The sequence below is a fragment of the Herbaspirillum sp. RTI4 genome, from assembly GCF_034313965.1.
In the GTDB taxonomy this organism is placed as follows: Bacteria; Pseudomonadota; Gammaproteobacteria; order Burkholderiales; family Burkholderiaceae_D; genus Herbaspirillum.
In genome coordinates, this window is record NZ_JAVIWQ010000002.1 from 511,020 (window position 1) to 525,030 (window position 14,011).

12 protein-coding genes are annotated in these 14,011 nt (G+C 59.4%); 9 read left to right on the forward strand and 3 right to left on the reverse strand.

Translation table 11 applies throughout. From position 1 onward, the window contains the following. Positions 1–11: 11 nt before the first annotated feature. Positions 12–1,274 (reverse strand): Zn-dependent hydrolase, encoded by a 1,263-nt coding sequence (locus RGU70_RS02505; protein WP_322207839.1) that lies wholly within the window; start codon positions 1,272–1,274, stop codon positions 12–14. 59 nt (positions 1,275–1,333) lie between these two features. Continuing rightward, positions 1,334–2,662: an aspartate aminotransferase family protein gene (locus tag RGU70_RS02510; protein WP_322207840.1), complete on the reverse strand. Its 1,329-nt coding sequence runs from the start codon at positions 2,660–2,662 to the stop codon at positions 1,334–1,336. A gap of 188 nt (positions 2,663–2,850) precedes the next feature. Here RGU70_RS02510 and RGU70_RS02515 point away from each other — a divergent pair, with 188 nt between their 5' ends. The 9 genes from RGU70_RS02515 to RGU70_RS02555 all read left to right on the forward strand — a co-directional run bounded on the left by RGU70_RS02515 (position 2,851) and on the right by RGU70_RS02555 (position 12,912). After that, positions 2,851–4,269, forward strand: coding sequence for a PLP-dependent aminotransferase family protein (locus RGU70_RS02515; RefSeq protein ID WP_322207841.1), 1,419 nt, complete (start codon positions 2,851–2,853; stop codon positions 4,267–4,269). Between the two features lie 311 nt (positions 4,270–4,580). Next, positions 4,581–5,282 (forward strand): FadR/GntR family transcriptional regulator, encoded by a 702-nt coding sequence (locus RGU70_RS02520; RefSeq protein WP_322207842.1) that lies wholly within the window; start codon positions 4,581–4,583, stop codon positions 5,280–5,282. Positions 5,283–5,411: 129 nt separating this feature from the next. Beyond that, positions 5,412–7,055 carry an ABC transporter substrate-binding protein gene (locus tag RGU70_RS02525; protein ID WP_416186543.1) on the forward strand — a complete coding sequence of 548 codons (1,644 nt, stop codon included), beginning with the start codon at positions 5,412–5,414 and terminating at the stop codon, positions 7,053–7,055. A 121-nt stretch (positions 7,056–7,176) separates the two neighbouring features. Beyond that, positions 7,177–8,130 carry an ABC transporter permease gene (locus tag RGU70_RS02530; RefSeq protein ID WP_322207844.1) on the forward strand — a complete coding sequence of 318 codons (954 nt, stop codon included), beginning with the start codon at positions 7,177–7,179 and terminating at the stop codon, positions 8,128–8,130. A 2-nt stretch (positions 8,131–8,132) separates the two neighbouring features. Then, complete coding sequence (locus RGU70_RS02535) at positions 8,133–9,023, forward strand: ABC transporter permease (protein ID WP_322207845.1); 891 nt, start codon at positions 8,133–8,135, stop codon at positions 9,021–9,023. Beyond that, positions 9,020–10,123 (forward strand): ABC transporter ATP-binding protein, encoded by a 1,104-nt coding sequence (locus RGU70_RS02540; RefSeq protein ID WP_322207846.1) that lies wholly within the window; start codon positions 9,020–9,022, stop codon positions 10,121–10,123. The genes RGU70_RS02535 and RGU70_RS02540 overlap by 4 nt, the downstream gene beginning before the upstream one ends. After that, positions 10,116–11,117: an ABC transporter ATP-binding protein gene (locus tag RGU70_RS02545; protein ID WP_322207847.1), complete on the forward strand. Its 1,002-nt coding sequence runs from the start codon at positions 10,116–10,118 to the stop codon at positions 11,115–11,117. Before RGU70_RS02540 ends, RGU70_RS02545 begins: the two co-directional genes overlap by 8 nt. Before the next feature lie 56 nt (positions 11,118–11,173). Continuing rightward, positions 11,174–12,394 (forward strand): amidase, encoded by a 1,221-nt coding sequence (locus tag RGU70_RS02550; RefSeq protein WP_322207848.1) that lies wholly within the window; start codon positions 11,174–11,176, stop codon positions 12,392–12,394. After that, positions 12,391–12,912, forward strand: coding sequence for an ureidoglycolate lyase (locus RGU70_RS02555; protein WP_322207849.1), 522 nt, complete (start codon positions 12,391–12,393; stop codon positions 12,910–12,912). Before RGU70_RS02550 ends, RGU70_RS02555 begins: the two co-directional genes overlap by 4 nt. A 59-nt stretch (positions 12,913–12,971) precedes the next feature. Here RGU70_RS02555 and RGU70_RS02560 read toward each other — a convergent pair whose 3' ends face one another. Then, on the reverse strand, positions 12,972–13,892 hold the full coding sequence (locus RGU70_RS02560) for a LysR substrate-binding domain-containing protein (RefSeq protein ID WP_322207850.1): 921 nt from the start codon (positions 13,890–13,892) through the stop codon (positions 12,972–12,974). Positions 13,893–14,011 lie beyond the last annotated feature (119 nt).

The window sequence follows — 14,011 nt, forward strand, 5'->3', positions numbered from 1 at the left end:
GCCTTTCTGACTCAGACCCGCACCGCGCTCGCCAGTATGGCGTGCAGCAATACATTAGCGCCCGCTTCCAGATGCTCGGGTTTGGCATCTTCGATTTCATTGTGGCTCACGCCATCCTTGCACGGCACGAAGATCATGCCGGCCGGCGCCAGACGCGCGGCATAGATCGCGTCATGCCCCGCGCCCGACACCACGTCCATCGTCGGATAGCCGAGCAGTTCCGCCGCAGCACGCACGTTCGAGACGCAAGCGGGATGGAAAGGGCAGGGAGGGAAATCCGATACGCGCTGCAACTCAATGCCGAGGCCGGTATCGCTGCGCATTTTTGCCAGGAAATTTTCCAGATCGCGGTTCATGCTGACCAGTAATTCAGGGCTGACGTTACGCAAGTCGATAGAGAATTTGACCTGCCCCGGAATCACATTGCGACTGTTCGGCATCACCTGCACCATGCCGACCGTGCCGCGCCCGTAAGGCGGATAGCGCAGCGCAATGGCTACCACTTCCTGCATGATGTAAGTGGCGACCTGTAAGGCATCCTTGCGGATTTCCATCGGCGTCGGACCGGCGTGCGATTCAAAACCGGTAACGGTGCAGTCGTACCAGGTCAGTCCCAGCACAGCCGGTACCACGCCGATGACAATGTCGGCGTTTTCCAGCACCGGCCCCTGTTCGATATGCGCTTCGTAATACGCGCCAATCGGATGATCGCCGCATTGTTGCTCGCCGATATAACCAATGCGCGCCAGTTCGTCCCGTACATTCAGACCCGCCGTATCGGTGGCGGCATAGGCATGTTCCAGTGAAAACGCGCCGCAAAAAACGCCCGATCCCATCATCACCGGCACGAAGCGCGAACCTTCTTCATTGGTCCAGACCGCCACTTCAATCGGCGCTTCAGTTTCGATCTGGTGCTGATTAAGCGTGCGAATCACTTCCAATCCGGCCAGCACGCCATAGTTGCCGTCGAACTTTCCACCGGTCGGCTGGGTATCGATATGCGAACCGGTAACGACCGGCGCCAGCGCATTATTGCGCCCGGAACGGCGCATGAAAACATTGCCGATCTGATCGACGGTCACGCTCATGCCCTCGCTGACGGCCCAGGCGCAGACCAGATCGCGGCCCTGCTTGTCGAGGTCGCTCAACGCCAGCCGGCACACGCCGCCCTTGGGCGTGGCACCTATTGCGCCGAGTTCCATCAGCGAATTCCAGAGCCGTTCGCCGTCAACGCGCAGTGTGATGTTCGTCGTAGGGGGAGTGCGTGCATTCATGTTGTTGTCCGTTTTCTATGCCATGGTTTCATCGTGCTTCGTGCTTCGTGCGTCCTACATCAAGCCAGCGTTTGCAAAATTTTCGTCAGCTTGCCGAACAATTCATCGATATGTTTTTTCTCGATGATCAGCGGTGGCGACAAGGCAATGATGTCGCCGGTAGTGCGGATCAGCAGACCGTCGTCGAAGGCGCGACGGAAGGCATCGAAAGCGCGCGCGCCGGCCTTACCGGGAATCGGTTCCAACTCAATGCCGACAATCATGCCGATGGTGCGGATATCAATCACATGCGGCAAACCGCGCAGCGCATGCGCGGCATCCTGCCAGTATTCGCACACGCTTTGCGCATGCTCAAGAATGCCGTCCTGCTCGAAAATATCGAGCGACGCCAGACCGGCGGCACAGGCCAGCGGATGACCGGAATAGGTATAGCCGTGAAACAGCTCGATACCGTCCGCGCCATGCATAAAGGCATCGTGGATATGCGGCTTGACGAACACCGCACCCATAGGCACCACGCCGTTGGTGAGTCCCTTGGCGGTTGTCATCAGATCGGGCTGCACCCCGAAATAGTCGGAAGCGAAGGGCGTGCCGAGACGGCCAAAGCCGGTAATGACTTCATCGAAAATCAACAGAATGCCGTGCTTGGTGCAAATGTCGCGCAAGCGCTGTAAATAGCCTTTCGGTGGAATCAACACGCCGGTCGAACCCGACACCGGCTCGACGATCACGGCGGCGATGTTGGAGGCATCGTGCAGCGTCACCAAACGTTCGAGTTCATCAGCAAGATGCGTGCCGTATTCCGGCTCGCCGCGTGTGAAGGCATTCTTTTCAAGATTATGGGTATGCGGTAAATGATCGACGCCGGGAATCAGCGCCGAGTTGAAGGTCTTGCGGTTACCGCCGATACCGCCGACCGACATGCCACCAAAACCGACGCCGTGATAGCCACGTTCGCGCCCGATGAAGCGGGTGCGGGTACTGTCGCCGCGCACGCGATGGTAGGCCAGTGCAATTTTAAGCGCCGTATCCACCGCTTCCGAACCGGAGCCGGTATAAAACACTTGGCTGAATTGATTGCCAGTGTATTGCCTGAGGCGCTCCGCCAGCCGGAAAGCATCCGGGTGGCCCATCTGAAAAGTCGGCGCAAAATCGAGCGTGGCAACGGCCTTTTGCACCGCCGACACAATCCGCGGCTGCGCATGGCCGAGCGGCACGCACCACAGACCGGCAGTACCGTCCAGCACCGCGTTGCCGGCATCATCCTGGTAGTACATGCCGGAAGCCGACACCAGCAGGCGCGGATGGGCCTTGAAATTCCGGTTGGCCGTATAGGGCATCCAGAAAGCGGACATATCAAGGGAAGCGGCAGGTGTGGCGGTAGTCATTAGGGGCGGTCCTTGCGTGGGGTCTCGGTATGGTTGATCGGTTTGCGAACAGGATAGGTACGCTGTTGGCACCTTGATTATTGCGAGACATCGTCAGTATTGTTAGATACACTTTGAAGATTGACGCAAAACAGTATTCCACTTTCCGCAAAACTGTATTGCTCACACTTACGCAAAGGACCGGGGCAATGGCGAAGACACAGCAGAATCCGATTCATCTTGCGCTCGACCGAAACACCGCAGTGCGGCTGGTAGAACAAGTCGCCAGCGGCCTGACAGCACTGATTGAACAAGGCCAGCTGCGCGCCGGCGATCGCCTGCCCTCGGTACGCTTGTTTGCCGAAACGCACAGCATCGGCACCTCGACGGTAGTGGAAGCCTACGAGCAACTGGTGGCGCGCGGCCTGCTATTAGTCCGGCGCGGCGCGGGATTTTTTATCGCTGTCAGGGGCGTCCCCGCCAGCCCCCTGCTCAGTTTTTTGCCGCCGGAACCGGTGATCGACTCGGCCTGGCTGCTGGGCGAAATGTTTGCCGACGAGCGCGTGCCGATCAAAGCCGGCTGCGGCTGGCTGCCCGGCAAGTGGCTGGACGGCGAAGGACTGCATCAGGCCGAACGGCGCATTTCCCGCGCCCCCGGCACGCAGCAAGTCGGCTACGGCCATCCCTATGGCTACGTCCAGCTGCGCCAACTGATTTCTCAATTCCTCGCCAACTGGTCGCTGGACGTGCCGGTGGAACAGATCCTCACCACCCACGGCGCAACGCAGGGACTGGACCTCATCATCCGCACCATGCTCAAGCGCGGCGACACGGTCCTGATCGACGACCCCGCCTACTGCAACCTGATCCCCATGCTGCGACTGGCCGACCTGAACGTGATCGGCGTACCGCGCACGCCAACCGGCGTCGATACCGAGGCACTGGACACGCTGGCGCGTCTGCACAAGCCAAAAATGTTGTTCACCACCAGCGTCCTGCACAACCCGACCGGCACTTCCTACACGCCGGCGTGCGCCATGCGCGTGCTGCAAGCGGCCGAACGGCACGGCTTCTGGGTGGTAGAAGACGACATTTTCCGCGAACTCGGTCAGGCCACCGACCCGATGCTGGCCGCGCTCGATGGCCTGCAGCGCGTCATTTACGTCGGCAGTTATTCCAAGACGATTGCGCCGTCACTGCGACTCGGCTTCATCGCTTGTCACCGCGATATTGCGCGGCAGTTGGTGCATACCAAGATGGTGCTGACGCTGACCAATTCCGAAATCACCGAACGACTGGTGCATGGCGTATTGACCGAAGGCCATCACCGTCGTCATGTGGAAACGCTGGCCGCCTCGTTGCTGGGCGCGCAGGCGCGAGTCAACGCCCGGCTGAGTGAAGTCGGCCTCACCCCGTTCACCACGCCGCGCGGCGGCATGTTTTCATGGGCGCGTCTGGATGGCTGTGCCTTGAGCGCGCGCGACATCGCCGACCGTGCGCGACAAAAAGGCATCTGGCTGGCACCCGGCGATTTTTTCCATCTGTCGCCATCTCAGGAAACCTGGTTCCGTTTTAATGTCGCCTATTCGGATGCACCGGAATTATTTGCCTTCTTCCGGCAGCTTTGATGCACTAAAAAATACACAATACAGCGCTGATGCCCGCTGATACCTTTCAGCAATCTACGCAATCGCAGGACAAGACGCGCCACGCTAAAAGCACACCGTACCGTTGCTTATTCCGCTGACGCGATTCACTACCGCCGTGCAGCGCCGATCAGTATTGGTGCAAACAGTCCCCTTCCTCGCCCGACTTTTTCTTCTCCATTTTTTCGCTCCGCTCTCCGTACTCTCTGTGCGGAGAGCGAAAACGCATGTGGCATACAAGTTGCTCATACGGCTGCTGTGGTCAGACCAGTCAGACCGATCAGGGGCTTTCGATGAGCATGTCCAATACCGCCGCGCAACACCTGCAACGCCAGATACTGTCCGGCGTCTATCAGACGGGCCACATGCTGCCCGGTCAGCGCGATCTGGCCGAAACGATGGGCATTAGCCGCGCCTCTTTGCGGGAGGCGCTGTCCATGCTCGAAGCGCTCGGCTTCATCCGCACCGTACCGGGCAAAGGCACGCTCGTCACTTCCGGCAAAGGCCCGGGGAAAAGCGGCAAGGCCAGCAAAGTCAGCACCAAGCGCGGCGCGATCACCTCCAGCACTTCCGATATACCGGCCACGCTGCAATTGCGTTTCGTCATCGAACCCGCTGCCGCCGCACTGGCCGCACGCGGCGTCAACGTCCATGCCACTGCGCGACTGTGGAACATACAAGCGCGGCTGGAGAACGCACTCAAGAATCTGGATCTGATCGAAGCCTCGCAAGCCGATCTGGAATTCCATCAGCTCATCGCTGAATTGTCCGGCAATCCCGACCTGCAACGCGTGCTGCGCGATTTCAGCGAGCGCATCAGTCACAGCCTGCGTCTGCCGTTTGCCGACCATGCCCGAATTTGGGAGCCGTGCGAAGAACACCGCCTGATTGCCGCCGCCATTTCCCTCGGCGATGCCGACGGCGCGCGCGCGGCCATGCAAACCCATTTGCGCAATTCCGCTGCACGCGCAGAAATCCCTCTGATTGAGCCATGAACATTTTTTCAATCGGTTTGTAACGCGAGGAATGTTGTTGATTTACTCCTCATTTGTCTTTGTCGTAGTTGTTGACAGTTGCCACCCTCACCCATCAAGGAAAGCATGAATATGAATATCAACATAAGCATGAGCAAGAAAAGCGCACTCGTCATTGCCTGTAGTCTGGCGCTCGGTATTTTTGCCGGCAATGCCGCCGCCGAAAAAGTACTGCGTATCGGCATGACCGCCGGCGACATTCCTCGCACATCAGGGCAGCCCGATCAGGGCTTTGAAGGCAACCGCTTTACCGGCATTCCTATGTACGACAGTCTGACCCAGTGGGACCTGAGCAAGGCCGATCAGGCCAGCGTGCTGATTCCCGATCTGGCACTGTCGTGGACCGTCAATCCCAAGGACAAGACCAAGTGGATTTTCAAGCTGCGCCCGAATGTGAAGTTCCATGACGGCTCTTCTTTCAATGCCGATGCGGTGGTGTGGAATGTCGAGAAAGTACTCGACAAAGATGCGCCGAATTTCGACCCCAGCCAGGTCGGCACCACCGCTTCGCGCATGCCAACGCTGCGCTCAGCCAAAAAAATCGACGACCTGACCGTCGAATTCACCACCTCCGAGCCGGACTCCTTTTTGCCGATCAACCTGACCAATCTGTTCATGGCCTCGCCCATTCATTGGGCCAAAAAACTGGCAGCCGTACCGGCGTCGGTCTCCGGCAAAGCCGAGCGCTCGAAGCAGGCATGGAATGCCTTTGCGGCCGATGCTTCCGGCACCGGACCATTCAAGATGAGCAAATTCATTTCGCGCGAACGCCTGGAGTTAGTCAAGAATCCAGAGTACTGGGACGCCAAGCGCCGCCCTAAAATCGACAAGGTGGTGATGTTGCCGCTGCCGGAAGCCAACTCCCGCACAGCCGCCTTGCTGTCGGGTCAGGTCGACTGGATTGAAGCGCCCGCACCGGATGCACTGGATACCCTCAAAGGCCGCGGCTTCAAGATCTATTCCAATCCGCAACCGCATGTGTGGCCGTGGCAATTATCGTTCGTGCCAGGCTCGCCGTGGCTGGACAAGCGCGTGCGTTACGCGGCCAATCTCTGCGTCAATCGTCCGGCGATGAAGCAATTGCTCGGTGGCTTGATGGGCGAAGCCACCGGCACAGTGGAACCGGGCCATCCGTGGCGCGGCAAACCGCAGTTCAATATCAAGTACGACCCGGATGCCGCACGCAAGCTGATGCAGGAAGCCGGCTATTCCGCTGCCAAACCAATCAAGGTCAAGGTGCAGATTTCCGCCTCCGGCTCAGGTCAGATGCAACCGCTGCCGATGAATGAATTCATGCAGCAGAATCTGAAAGCCTGCTTCTTCGACGTTCAGTTCGATGTGGTGGAGTGGAACACGCTATACAACAACTGGCGCGTCGGTGCCAAAGACCCGAGCGCGCATGGTGCGGATGCGGTCAACATCAGCTTTGCCGCCATGGACCCGTTCTTTGCAATGGTGCGTTTCGTCAGCTCCAAAGCTGCGCCTCCGGTATCGAATAACTGGGGCTTCTACAGCAACCCCAAGATCGATACGCTGGTTGAAAAAGCCCGCACCACCTTTGAAGACAAACCACGCGATGCTTTGTTAGCGCAGTTGCACGCCAGCATCGTCGATGACGCCCCGTTCATCTGGGTCGCGCATGACACCGGTCCGCGCGCCATGTCGCCCAAGGTCAAAGGTGTAGTGCAACCGCAAAGCTGGTTCATCGATATCGCCACCATGTCGATGGACTAATCCTGCCGCAGGCGGTGGCAGAAGTTGCCACAAGAAGTTGCCACAGATAGACGCCACCGCCTGCGCCTCATTATCCCGCTCACCGGAGGCTGCCGCCGCAAGACGGCAGCCGCACAGCACGATGATTTCCTATTTGATACGCCGCATTTTGTACGCCATGCCCATCATGCTGGGCGTGGCCTTTCTTTGTTTCATGCTGGTGCATATCGCCCCCGGCGATCCGCTGTCGTCCATTCTGCCGCCGGACGCCTCGGTCGATCTGCGCAACCAGCTCATGGAACTCTACGGTTTCAACCGCAGTTATCCCGAACAGTTTTTTAGCTGGATTATCCGCGCCTTCCACGGCGATCTCGGCAGTTCCATCGCCACCGGCAGGCCGGTGGCAGAAGAAGTATTCAAGGCCGTCGGCAATACCCTGATGCTGGCCTCGGTGGCGACGCTGATCGGGTTTTTCTTCGGCTCGCTGTTCGGCTTCGTGGCCGGTTATTTCCGCCACTCCTGGGCTGATCGGTTGGCCTCGCTGATTTCCGTCGTCGGCGTCAGCGTGCCGCATTACTGGCTGGGCATGGTGCTGGTGATCGTGTTTTCGTCGCAGCTGATGTGGCTGCCGCCCACCGGTGCCGGCCCTGACGGCTCTGCCGCCTGGGTCTGGGATATGGAGCACATCAAGTACATGATCATGCCGGCAGTGACCATGTCCTTCATCCCTATGGGCATCATCGCTCGCACCGTGCGCGCACTGGTGGCCGACATCCTCTCGCAGGAATTTGTGCTCGGACTCAAGGCGCGTGGATTGCTGGAGTTCGGCGTGTTCAAGCATGTGCTGAAAAATTGCGCACCGACCGGGCTGGCAGTCATGGGCCTGCAACTCGGTTATCTGCTGGGCGGCTCCATCCTGATCGAAACCGTGTTTTCCTGGCCCGGTACCGGCTTCTTGTTGAATCAGGCGATTTTCCAACGCGACCTGCCGCTGCTGCAAGGCACGATCCTGATCCTGGCCCTGTTTTTTGTCTCGCTCAATCTGCTGGTGGACATCCTGCAGACCGTGCTCGATCCCCGCATAGAAAGAAGCTGACCATGCAAGCTACCACTACCGCACTCCCTGCCAGCCCGACCAGCTTCGTCCGCTCACGCGGCCATCTCACTAACGTCGCAGCGCGCATCGTGCGCAATCCCATCGCCATGGCCGCTGCTGCGGTGATTGTCGTGTTGCTGGTCATGGCGATCGCCGCGCCGTGGCTGATGCCGGGCGATCCCTTCGAGGCCTCAATGTTTACCCGCCTCAAGCCGATAGGCACCGTCGGCCATCTGCTCGGCACCGATGAACTCGGCCGTGACATGCTGTCGCGTCTGATGCTGGGCGGTCGGCTGTCGCTGTTCATGGGACTCACCCCGGTGCTGCTGGCATTCCTGATCGGTAGCAGTCTCGGCATTCTGGCCGGCTACGCGGGCGGCATCATCAATACGGTGGTCATGCGCAGCATCGATGTGCTGTATGCGTTTCCCTCGGTGCTGCTGGCCATTGCGCTTTCCGGCGCGCTGGGCGCGGGCATTCTGAACGCCCTCACTTCGCTGACGATTGTGTTCATCCCGCAAATCGCACGGGTGGCGGAAAGCGTCACCACGCAAGTGCGGCGCAGCGATTATGTCGACGCCGCCCGCGCCTCCGGTGCTGGTCCGTTTGCCATTGTGCGGGCGCATGTGCTGGGCAATGTACTGGGGCCGATTTTCGTTTATTCGACCAGCTTGATTTCGGTCTCGATGATTCTGGCCTCCGGCCTGTCCTTCCTTGGTCTGGGCGTGCGGCCACCGGAGCCGGAATGGGGTCTGATGCTCAACACCCTGCGCACCGCCATCTACACACAACCGTGGATCGCGGCCTTACCGGGCGTATTCATTTTCATGACTTCGATTTCTTTCAATATGCTGTCGGACGGCTTGCGTGCGGCGATGGAGGTGAAGCAATGAGCGATTCAAGCATCAATGCAGAAAACGCAGTCAGCGCCCACGTTGACATCCGTGATGTCGGCGGCCCGCGCCAGCCCCTGCTGCAGGTCAGGAATTTGCTCAAGCACTTTCCCCTGAAAAACAAGGCGCTGCAATTCGGTAAAGTATATCGTCGCTCGGTGCGGGCGGTGGACGGTGTCAGTTTCGACATCCTCAAAGGCGAAACGCTGGGCGTGGTGGGCGAGTCCGGCTGCGGCAAATCGACCACGGCGCGGCTGCTGATGCAGTTGATTGAACAAGACCGCGGCGAGCTGGTATTCGACGGTGAAACAGTTGGCTCGCGTGCCTTGCCCTTGCGCGAATTCCGGCGGCAAACGCAGATGGTGTTTCAGGACAGTTATTCCTCGCTCAATCCGCGCATGACCATCGAAGATTCGATTGCGTTTGCGCCAACGGTCCACGGCACACCGGCACGCACTGCGATTACCCGCGCCCGTGATTTGCTGGCACGGGTAGGTCTGGAGCCGCAACGCTTCGCAGGTCGCTATCCGCATGAGTTGTCGGGCGGACAGCGCCAGCGGGTCAATATCGCCCGGGCGCTGGCACTGGAACCGCGACTGGTGATTCTGGACGAAGCGGTGTCCGCGCTCGATAAATCGGTCGAAGCCCAGGTGCTCAATCTGCTGCAAGATCTGAAGCAGGAATTCGGCCTGACCTATTTATTCATCAGCCACGATCTGAATGTGGTGCGCTTTATTTCCGACCGCGTGCTGGTGATGTATCTGGGCGAAGTGGTGGAAATCGGTAGCGCGGATCAGGTGTTCGACCAACCTAAACATCCCTACACGCAGGCCTTGCTGCAATCGATGCCCACCTCCGACCCGCTGCAAAGGACGATGGTTGCCCCACTGTCCGGCGATCCGCCGAATCCGATTAATCCGCCGTCCGGCTGCCGCTTCCACACGCGCTGCGCACTGGCGCAAACGGTGTGCAGCGAGCGCGCACCCTTGTTTATTAACGATGCCAGCGGACACGGCGCGGCCTGTCTGCGCTACGAGCCGGATTCCGGCTATGTCGGTGCCACTACCTTTTTACCTGCCTGGGGGACTGCTGATGTCTGATACCAACATGATCAGTTTGCGCGATTTCCACGTCAGCTTTGCCGCACCCGGCAAACTGGTGCGCGCTGTCAACGGCGTGAATCTGACCGTGGCACAGGGCGAAGTGGTGGCGCTGATTGGCGAATCGGGTTCCGGCAAAAGCGTCACGCTGCGCGCCATCATGCGTCTGCATTCGGAACGCTCCACCCGCATGAGCGGCCAGCTGGAAGTCGATGGCCAGGATGTACTGAAGCTGTCGCCACGCGGTCTGGCCGACTTGCGCGGAAAAACCGTCGCCATGATTTTTCAGGAACCGCTGCTGGCACTGGACCCGGTCTATACCGTCGGTGCGCAAATCATGGAAGTGATTCGTCGCCACAAAAAAGTGTCGCCACAAGAAGCGCACCGGCAAGCGCTGGCCTTGTTTGAGAAAGTGCGCATTCCCAGCCCTGAAAGCCGGCTCGATGCCTATCCGCATGAAATGTCGGGCGGCATGCGGCAGCGGGCCATGATTGCCTTGGCGCTATCGTGCTCGCCCAAAGTCTTGCTGGCCGATGAACCGACTACCGCGCTGGATGCAACCGTGCAGATTCAGATTTTGCTGTTGCTGCGCGATCTGCAAAAAGAGCTGGGCTTGTCCATTGTGTTCGTGACCCACGATATCGGTGCGGCAGCCGAAGTGGCCGACCGCATCGCAGTGATGTATGCCGGCAAGATCATCGAACAGGGCAGTGCTGCTCGTCTGCTCACTGCGCCGCGCCATCCTTACACGCAATCCTTGCTGATGAGTCGTGGTCATGGCGCGATGCAAAAAGGGCGGCGGCTGGAAACCATCATCGGTGCGCCACCGGATTTATCGGACTTGCCGCCGGGCTGCGCGTTTGCCGCCCGCTGCAAATACGCCGCGCCGGAATGCCTGCTTGCCACACCGCCCGAAGTGGCCCTCGGTGAGGGTCATGTCGTCAGCTGTGTGCGTCTTGAGCAAATTGCCGCATCCGCATTGGCAAGCTCATAAACGCTCTGCTTTTCCTTGCTTCCTCCCTCTGTTTTTCCATTGTGAAAGAGTGATTCATGCCTTCGATTACGCTTAAAACTACGCTCTCCGACGCCGATGCCGATGCCGCCCACTGCTTCGTGCCCTATCCGACCAGCACTACGCCTGTCGCCGGTGCCGTCAGTTCCTCGCCACTAGCGGGATTACGTTTTGCGGTGAAGGATATTTTCGATGTGGCCGGCTACCCGACCGGCTGCGGCAATCCGCACATGCTGGCGCTCTCCGGTATCAAACCCGTCTCCGCGCTTGCGGTGCAGGCACTGGCGCAGGCCGGTGCGACTTTCGTCGGCAAAACCATTACCGATGAACTGGCCTTTTCCATGAATGGCAAGAACGCCCATTTCGGTACGCCACGCAATGGCGCAGCGCATGAGCGGATTACCGGCGGCTCCAGCTCGGGTTCGGCATCGGTGGTTTCCAACGGGCTGGCCGATATCGCGCTGGGGACCGATACCGGCGGTTCGGTGCGCGCACCCGCCAGTCATTGCGGCCTGATTGGTCTGCGTCCGACCCACGCGCGTATCGACCTCAAGGGGACCATGGACTTGTCTCCCGGCTTCGATACTTGCGGCTGGTTCGCACGCGATATCGATACCTTTGCTCTCGCAGGCGGGGTCTTGCTTGGGGCCGATACCGGCACCTTGCCAGCGTCGCCGGAAATCATCGTTCCGACTGACTTACTGGCCTTGCTCAATCCACGGGTGCAATCCGTGTTTGCGCAAACGCTGCAACAGTTGTCGTCCAAGCTGGGCGAGGCAAAGCCGGTGAACGTTGCCGCGCCGTCATTCGATGCGATGTATTGGGCCTTCCGCCACATTCAGGGGTATCAGGCCTGGCAAAGTCACGGTGAAACCATCACCCGCTACGGTCTGCAACTCGGGCCGGGAGTGAAAGACCGTTTTGCGTGGTCGAGTCAGATTACGGAAACGCAACTGGCCGAACATAGCGCGATACGCGCCAATTTTTGCGCGCATTTCACGTCCTTGCTGGCGGGGGGAAAGCTGATGGTCTTGCCGACCATGCCCGATGTTGCGCCGCTGCTGTCGGATACGGAAGACATGCTGGAAGACTATCGCAATCAAGCGATTCGTATGCTGTGCCTGTCCGGCTTATCGGGCTTTCCGCAAATTTCCTTGCCGCTGATGCACATTGATGGCGCGCCGCTCGGGTTTTCTCTGATCGGCCCGCCGGGCAGCGATCTGGCCTTGATCCGCTTTGCGCGCACCTTGCTGGCATGAGTCTGCGCCTGATTACGGCAGTCCCACTGACTGCCGCTGGGATTGCGCCGTTCGGTGATCTGCTGATGCCGCACGCGCAAGCGGGGGTCGAAAGTGTCGCGGGTGTGGCCATCAATGCCGGTACAGCGCAACGCTTCGACCTTGCGCATCTGGATGTAGCCGGCGAGGGCGGTACGGCCTGCGTAACGATCTTCCGCACGCAGGAAGGAGCGCATCGCGCACCGTACCGGCTCACCGCATTCGAACGGCACCGCCACGGCAGTCAGACTTTCGTTCCTTTGGGCGCGGCGCGCTGCCTCGCCGTCGTTACCTCGGGCGCGGATGCGCCGGATGAGTCGGCGATCCGCGCCTTCATCGTCGAGCCGGGTCAGGGACTGACGCTGCGACGCAGTGTCTGGCACCATCCGCTCATTACTCTCGACGCGGCCGACGTGTTAGTCATCGAGCGCCGCGCAGCGGAAGTCGATTGTGAGGTCCAGCCGATTGCGGGGCAGTTTGCTGTGGTGATCGGGGATTAGTGCAGCACCCACCTGAGCAGCATGAGAAATAGGTAAGGCACTGTCTTAAGGCCAAAAAACTATTCCGCCGGACTGCCTTTGCGCACGCTCTCCAGCATGATCCATTTGCGGAAGGTATAAGAAGCGGTCGATTCGGCGCGGTCGCTTGGCCATACGGTGTAGTAGCCGCCACCAAGACTGGCACTGGCGCTGCCCTTGCATGCACGCACCAGCAGCCCGGAGTCGATGCAGGAGTCGATCATGTGGCGCCATCCGAGAACGATGCCGCCCCCTTCGATGGCGAGCTGAATCAGCAAGGGGTAATGGTTTGCCACCAACGTGGTCTGAAAGCGTGAGGTCGAAATGCCGTTTTGCGCAAACCACGCCTCCCAGGACATCCATTGCCGCTGTCCGTCTTCCAGCATCAGCAGCATTTCTTTCGGCAGGTCGACTGGCAAAATGGTGCGGCCTGCCAGATATTTCGGAGAGCAGACAGGAAACACTTCTTCCCCGTAAATCCGACGCGCAGCCAGTCCTTTTGGCGCGCCTTCGCGCAGATAATAAATGCCGACATCAAAGTCGGATTCCGACAGCGAAGACAAACTGTCGTTGACGATCAGGCGCAGGTGCACTTCGGGATGTTCCGCGCGAAAATTGCCGAGTCGGGGCGCGAGCCAGAGCACCGTCGCGCCGGAAGAGCAGGCAATCGTCAGTTCGCTGCCGCCCTTGTTTTTCATCAGCGCGCCGGTCGATTCGGCGCAACTGACGAGCAGACGCTGTACCTGTTCGGCATAAATCTGACCGCTGACCGTGAGCCGCAAGGTGCGGCGCTCACGCAAGAATAATTTTTTGCCGAGGAATCGTTCGAGCTGCGCAACCTGACGGCTGATGGCGCTTTGAGTCAGGTGCAGTTCGTTGGCGGCGCGCGTGAAACTGCCGTGTCGCATGACGGCTTCAAACGCAATCAGCGCCTGAAGCGGTGGAAGGGGGGAGATGCGCATGGACTACCCGGAAATAAAGTAGCCCCGATGATAAGTTCAAACACGGCTCATGTATATCGCTTATCTTTGCCGCGCATTTCTGCTGCATATCTCCCCTATGTGATTGCTGCGCCGTGATT

Bases quoted from the DNA above. Each gene is read 5' to 3' on its own strand.
- RGU70_RS02545 (WP_322207847.1), top strand. From the start codon at position 10,116: ATGTCTGATACCAACATGATCAGTTTGCGCGATTTCCACGTCAGCTTT.
- RGU70_RS02535 (WP_322207845.1), top strand. From the start codon at position 8,133: ATGCAAGCTACCACTACCGCACTCCCTGCCAGCCCGACCAGCTTCGTC.
- RGU70_RS02560 (WP_322207850.1), bottom strand. From the start codon at position 13,892: ATGCGCATCTCCCCCCTTCCACCGCTTCAGGCGCTGATTGCGTTTGAA.
- RGU70_RS02540 (WP_322207846.1), top strand. From the start codon at position 9,020: ATGAGCGATTCAAGCATCAATGCAGAAAACGCAGTCAGCGCCCACGTT.
- RGU70_RS02505 (WP_322207839.1), bottom strand. From the start codon at position 1,274: ATGAATGCACGCACTCCCCCTACGACGAACATCACACTGCGCGTTGAC.
- RGU70_RS02515 (WP_322207841.1), top strand. From the start codon at position 2,851: ATGGCGAAGACACAGCAGAATCCGATTCATCTTGCGCTCGACCGAAAC.
- RGU70_RS02555 (WP_322207849.1), top strand. From the start codon at position 12,391: ATGAGTCTGCGCCTGATTACGGCAGTCCCACTGACTGCCGCTGGGATT.
- RGU70_RS02525 (WP_416186543.1), top strand. From the start codon at position 5,412: ATGAGCAAGAAAAGCGCACTCGTCATTGCCTGTAGTCTGGCGCTCGGT.
- RGU70_RS02510 (WP_322207840.1), bottom strand. From the start codon at position 2,662: ATGACTACCGCCACACCTGCCGCTTCCCTTGATATGTCCGCTTTCTGG.
- RGU70_RS02520 (WP_322207842.1), top strand. From the start codon at position 4,581: ATGAGCATGTCCAATACCGCCGCGCAACACCTGCAACGCCAGATACTG.
- RGU70_RS02550 (WP_322207848.1), top strand. From the start codon at position 11,174: ATGCCTTCGATTACGCTTAAAACTACGCTCTCCGACGCCGATGCCGAT.
- RGU70_RS02530 (WP_322207844.1), top strand. From the start codon at position 7,177: ATGATTTCCTATTTGATACGCCGCATTTTGTACGCCATGCCCATCATG.